4 protein-coding genes are annotated in these 4560 nt (G+C 51.0%); 1 reads left to right on the forward strand and 3 read right to left on the reverse strand.

What is annotated here, in order from left to right:
- Positions 1-1520 (forward strand): PAS domain S-box protein (locus COY37_RS05765; protein WP_286976681.1); only part of this gene is annotated, 1520 nt, incomplete at its 5' end.
- Here COY37_RS05765 and COY37_RS05770 read toward each other — a convergent pair.
- From COY37_RS05770 to COY37_RS05780, 3 genes are all read right to left on the reverse strand, one after another.
- Positions 1507-2364 (reverse strand): universal stress protein, encoded by an 858-nt coding sequence (locus COY37_RS05770; protein WP_286677648.1) that lies wholly within the window; start codon positions 2362-2364, stop codon positions 1507-1509. The two genes, COY37_RS05765 and COY37_RS05770, sit on opposite strands and share 14 nt — an antisense overlap.
- Positions 2365-2461: 97 nt before the next feature.
- Positions 2462-3322, reverse strand: a complete 861-nt coding sequence (locus COY37_RS05775) for a universal stress protein (RefSeq protein WP_286677649.1) — start codon at positions 3320-3322, stop codon at positions 2462-2464.
- A gap of 181 nt (positions 3323-3503) precedes the next feature.
- Positions 3504-4385, reverse strand: coding sequence for a universal stress protein (locus tag COY37_RS05780; RefSeq protein WP_286677650.1), 882 nt, complete (start codon positions 4383-4385; stop codon positions 3504-3506).
- Between the last annotated feature and the right edge of the window lie 175 nt (positions 4386-4560).

Genomic DNA, 4560 nt, shown 5'->3' on the forward strand with positions numbered 1-4560 from the left:
CGGTTTTCTCCGCGATGTTAAGCCAATCGCTTGATATAAAACAGGTCATAGAAACGGCCATCGAGATGGTCATGGAAGTTATGAAGGTCGAAGTCGTTCTCATATTTTCCCTTGATAAGCAAGCAAAGGAGCTGAGGGTTACGGGATTTGAGGGCGTTAAGCAGGAATACGCCGCCGCTGTCGACGGAATGAAGCTGGGCGAAGGTTTTTGCGGGCGGGTCGCCAAGACGGGAAGGCCTTTGCTCATTGAGGACACTGCAACCGATACCGAGCTTACCACCGATGATACCCGGCGAGAAAAAATAAGAACCCAGTTAAGCGTACCGCTGCGCTCACGGGGCAAGATTACCGGCACATTGTGTGCGTCAACACGGGCGCCTCGCCAATTTACGCACTCAGAAATCGAGTTACTTACCGCTATCGGCAACCTCACCGGTATCGCCATGGAAAACGCGCGTCTCAACAACGAGCGTGAAATGGCATCCGAACAGCTAAAGCAATCCGAAAAGAAATATCGAGAACTATTCGAGCACGCCCACGATGCCATTTGGGTACAGGACTTATCCGGTAAAATCACGGCCGCCAACCATGCCGCCGCCGATCTTTTCGGCTGCCCGCTCCCCGAGCTAATAGGGGCCGATACTCAAAAGTTCCTGCCGGTAGGCGAGATACCTGTCTCCGATAAGGTTCGCGAGCGGCTCTTGGCCGGGCAAACAATGAAGCAGCCCTATACGAAAAAGCTTATAAAAAAGGGTGGTAACGAAGCAATACTTACCGTAACGACTAATTTAATTTCTGATAACGGTCATCCCGGCGGCTTTCAGTTTATAGGAAGAGATATAACCAAAGAAGTTAGGATGCAAGAGAACTTAAGCTTCTACCTTCAGCAAATCACCCGCGCCCATGAAGAGGAGCGCCAGCGCATCTCACGCGACCTGCACGACTCAACCGCCCAGAACCTTATCGCCACCCTTCACCAACTCGAGAACTTTTGCCAAACCGATGAATACCTGCCGATGCCCAAGCTACGCTCACTCTGGAGCCTGCACGAGCAGCTTAAAGAACTGTTGCAGGAGATCCGGCGCCTCAGCCGGGATTTACGGCCGTCGATTCTGGATAACCTCGGACTTCTCCCTGCGGTAGAGTGGCTTACCGAGCAGATCAAAGTAGAGCATCGGATAGCGGCAGAGTTCACGGTGTCCGGCAACGAAAAGCGCTTTTCGCCCGAGATCGAGGTGATGCTGTTCAGAATCATCCAAGAGGCCCTCAGAAACATAGCTAAACATGCTGAAGCAACCAAGGCGAAGATAAACATCGATTTAAAAGACACCGAAACCAGAGTGACTATCAGCGATAACGGTAAAGGCTTCAGATTGCCGTCAACGCTTGGCGATCTCTCTCGACACGGCAAACTCGGTATTGATGGCATGCAAACACGGGCACGCCTGGTAGGAGGCACATTCTACGTTCGTTCCCGACATGGCGAAGGCACTACTATTACGGTCACTATTCCTGCGTAGCGGTCTTCACGACCAGAACAGGGCACGGTGCGTGGCCTATAACTTTTTCGGTTACGCTGCCCATAAGAAGGCGGGCCAAGCCGGTTCTACCGTGGCTTCCCATCACGATTACGTTTGCTTTCTGTTCATTTGCAAGCTCCAAGATCATATCCTGCGCCGGGCCTTCTTTAACGAACGTTTCTACCCCGACATTGAACTCTTGCGCCTTATTCTTAACCGATTCAACGATACCCTGCGCCATATCTACCATCTGGTCCACTACATCGGGAGCGTCGCCATACGCCTCATACGGCACATCGACAACCGAGACAACCTTGAGACCGGCCCCGTAATGTCCGGCAATCCGTATCGCTCTATCGGCCGCAGCCTTGCTATACGTTGACCCATCGGTTGCCAGCAGAAGAGTGCTCCAACTAAGAACCGTATCATCGGGTACGACAAGAACATCCACAGGGCTGTATCCTATAACCCTTGCGGCAACGCTACCCAACAGCAACCTCCCCAGTGCGGAACGCCCTTTCCGCCCAACCGCGATCAGGTCGGCGCCCCGCTCCTCGGCCACCTCAATTATCGCCTTATGCGTATTGCCTTCAAGCTCTATCGCCTGGATCATTGGACATGCCGATGCCGGTTCCTCTAGCGTCGACATCGCCCGATCGATTGATGTCATATAGAATTTGCTTGCTTCATCGGCACCAGGAACCCCTACGCTACCCTCGACTCTCGGAACAACCGTTACAGCCGCTATATTACACCCGCTCTCCTTTGCAACATTAGCCGCTTGAACCAGTGCATTCTTACTGGACTCAGATCCATCGAATGCTACCAGAATATTCTTATACATACCTTCCGCCTCCTCAGCCTCTCTATCATAAGTTCACTTAGTCATGCATATCTCACTTCGTATGCATAATATTCCCACTTTCATTAGAACTTAATCACTACACATGTGCTTGCTTAACTACGAGCACCGGGCACTTCGCCTTCTCTATTACTTTTTCCGTAACGCTCCCCATGAGAATACGCTCGAGACCGGTTCGGCCGTGGCTTCCCATGCAGACGGCATCGGCCTTAAGCTCATTTACCAGTTTTACGATCTGCTCGTGGGGCTCACCTTCACGGATAAACGTCTCGGCATCCAAGCCGATCTCCTCTGCTTTACGTTTTACGACATCGACATTTTCCTGAGCGTGCTCGATCATCCGCTCGACTGCACCGGGAAGCTCGTTATATAAGTTATCGCTCGCGCCAAGAACCGAAACGATCTTCAGGGCGCTGCCGTGTGCCGATGCAAGTTCAAGAACACGGTCCATCGCTATGTCGCTGTACTTGGAACCGTCCGTCGCGAACAGGATGGTGTCCCAAGCGATCACAGCTTTCCCCGGCATAACCAGTACATCTATAGGGCTGTACCGTATAACGCGCGCCGTAAAGCTACCGACAAACGCCCTCTCAAGTCGAGAAAGTACCCGCCGGCCCATTATTATCAAATCGCAGTTGCGTTTATCGGCAACGTCGATGATGGCTTCGTGTATAACGCCTTCTTCGAGAATAGTTTGAATTTCCGCCTTGTCCTCGACTATTAATTTTATCGAATTGATCGGCGTATGGTCACGCGAACGGCCGGAGCCGTCTGATTGCCGCACGCGAACCAGCTCTGGCTCTCCTTCGCTCGAACGCAACACGGTGACGGCCGTAACCCTGCACGTTTCGCTCTCGGCAAACTTTATCGCCTGCTTAAGCGCATTTTTGCTGCAGTCAGAGCCGTCGAACGCGACCAGCATGCATTTATACTTTCCCACGGCCATATAGCCCCCTAACCGATCTCCCCGAACAAATTGTAGGTAAATGCTTCGCATCAAAAAACCGACTACCGGCCAATTAATAATAAGATAGGCTCACCCCGAAAACAAGGAGTGAGCCCATAAAAGACTGTTGCGATTATTACGACTATCGTGCCTACCCACGTTAAGGTAGCAGAGATTAATATCCTTTAACAACAAGCACCGGGCACGGCGCATTACCGATGATTTTTTCGGTGACGCTGCCCATAAGCAACCGCCTCAGGCCGGTTCGCCCGTGGCTACCGACACATATAATGTCCGGCTTCACAAGGCTTGCGACATCCAATATTTTTTCATGGGCGTCGCCGACGCGAACGAATGTCTCTGTTTTCAAGTGAGCGACCTCGGCTGATATTTTTACCAGCTCGGTATTGTCGCGAGCCTTTTCAACCAGCTTTTCGACATAATCCGGCGCTTCGGCGTACGCTTCGATGGGGATATCGACAACAGACAGAATATTTAACTCTTTTCCGTACGTATACGCAAATGTTATCGCCCTGCTCGCGGCAATCTCGCTATAGTGTGATCCATCCACTGCAAGCAGGATATTGTCCCATTTGATGACGCTGTCATGTGGCATAACCAGCACATCAATCGGGCTGTAGCCGATAACGCGCGCGGTGACACTCCCCATAAAAGCCCGTTCAAGCCCGGTACGACCCCTTCTGCCCATGACGATTAAGTCGCAGTCCCTCGCAACCGCCAGGTCGATAATCGACTCATGGATATCACCCTCAGCAAGAAACGTATAGACTTCGACACCTTCCTGCGCAGCAATTTGCCGCGCTTCGGCGAGGATCTTTTCACCGGGTTCTTTAAAAGCTTCCTTCATATTTTGGATGCCGATCAGTTCAATTTCGCCCTCATATGTTGGTATAACTGTTACTGCCGTGACCGAACATCGTTCTTTACGTGCAAACCTTACGGCTTGTCTAAAGGCGTTTTTACTTGAATCGGACCCATCCAGTGCGGTGAGAATTAGTATATTCTTCACCTTTTTAAATGGTAACAACTTACCCATTATCATCGCTTCCTCACTGCTCGGCGGCAGTGCGGTATTTCATGTTCGCTACCGCCGGCAAAATATTTAAGCTAAGAATCGCAGTTCATTAATTAGTTACCCCTGAAAAACTCAGGGCAAATTAAATCAAATATTTAGGACAAAAGAATAGGAATTCCCAGCTCAGATGTCGAAT

The organism is Candidatus Aquicultor secundus (assembly GCF_002791875.1).
Classification (GTDB): domain Bacteria; phylum Actinomycetota; class Aquicultoria; order Aquicultorales; family Aquicultoraceae; genus Aquicultor_A; species Aquicultor_A secundus.

Coding starts and splice junctions, on each gene's coding strand:
- COY37_RS05770 (WP_286677648.1), bottom strand. CDS start 2,364: ATGTATAAGAATATTCTGGTAGCATTCGATGGATCTGAGTCCAGTAAG.
- COY37_RS05780 (WP_286677650.1), bottom strand. CDS start 4,385: ATGGGTAAGTTGTTACCATTTAAAAAGGTGAAGAATATACTAATTCTC.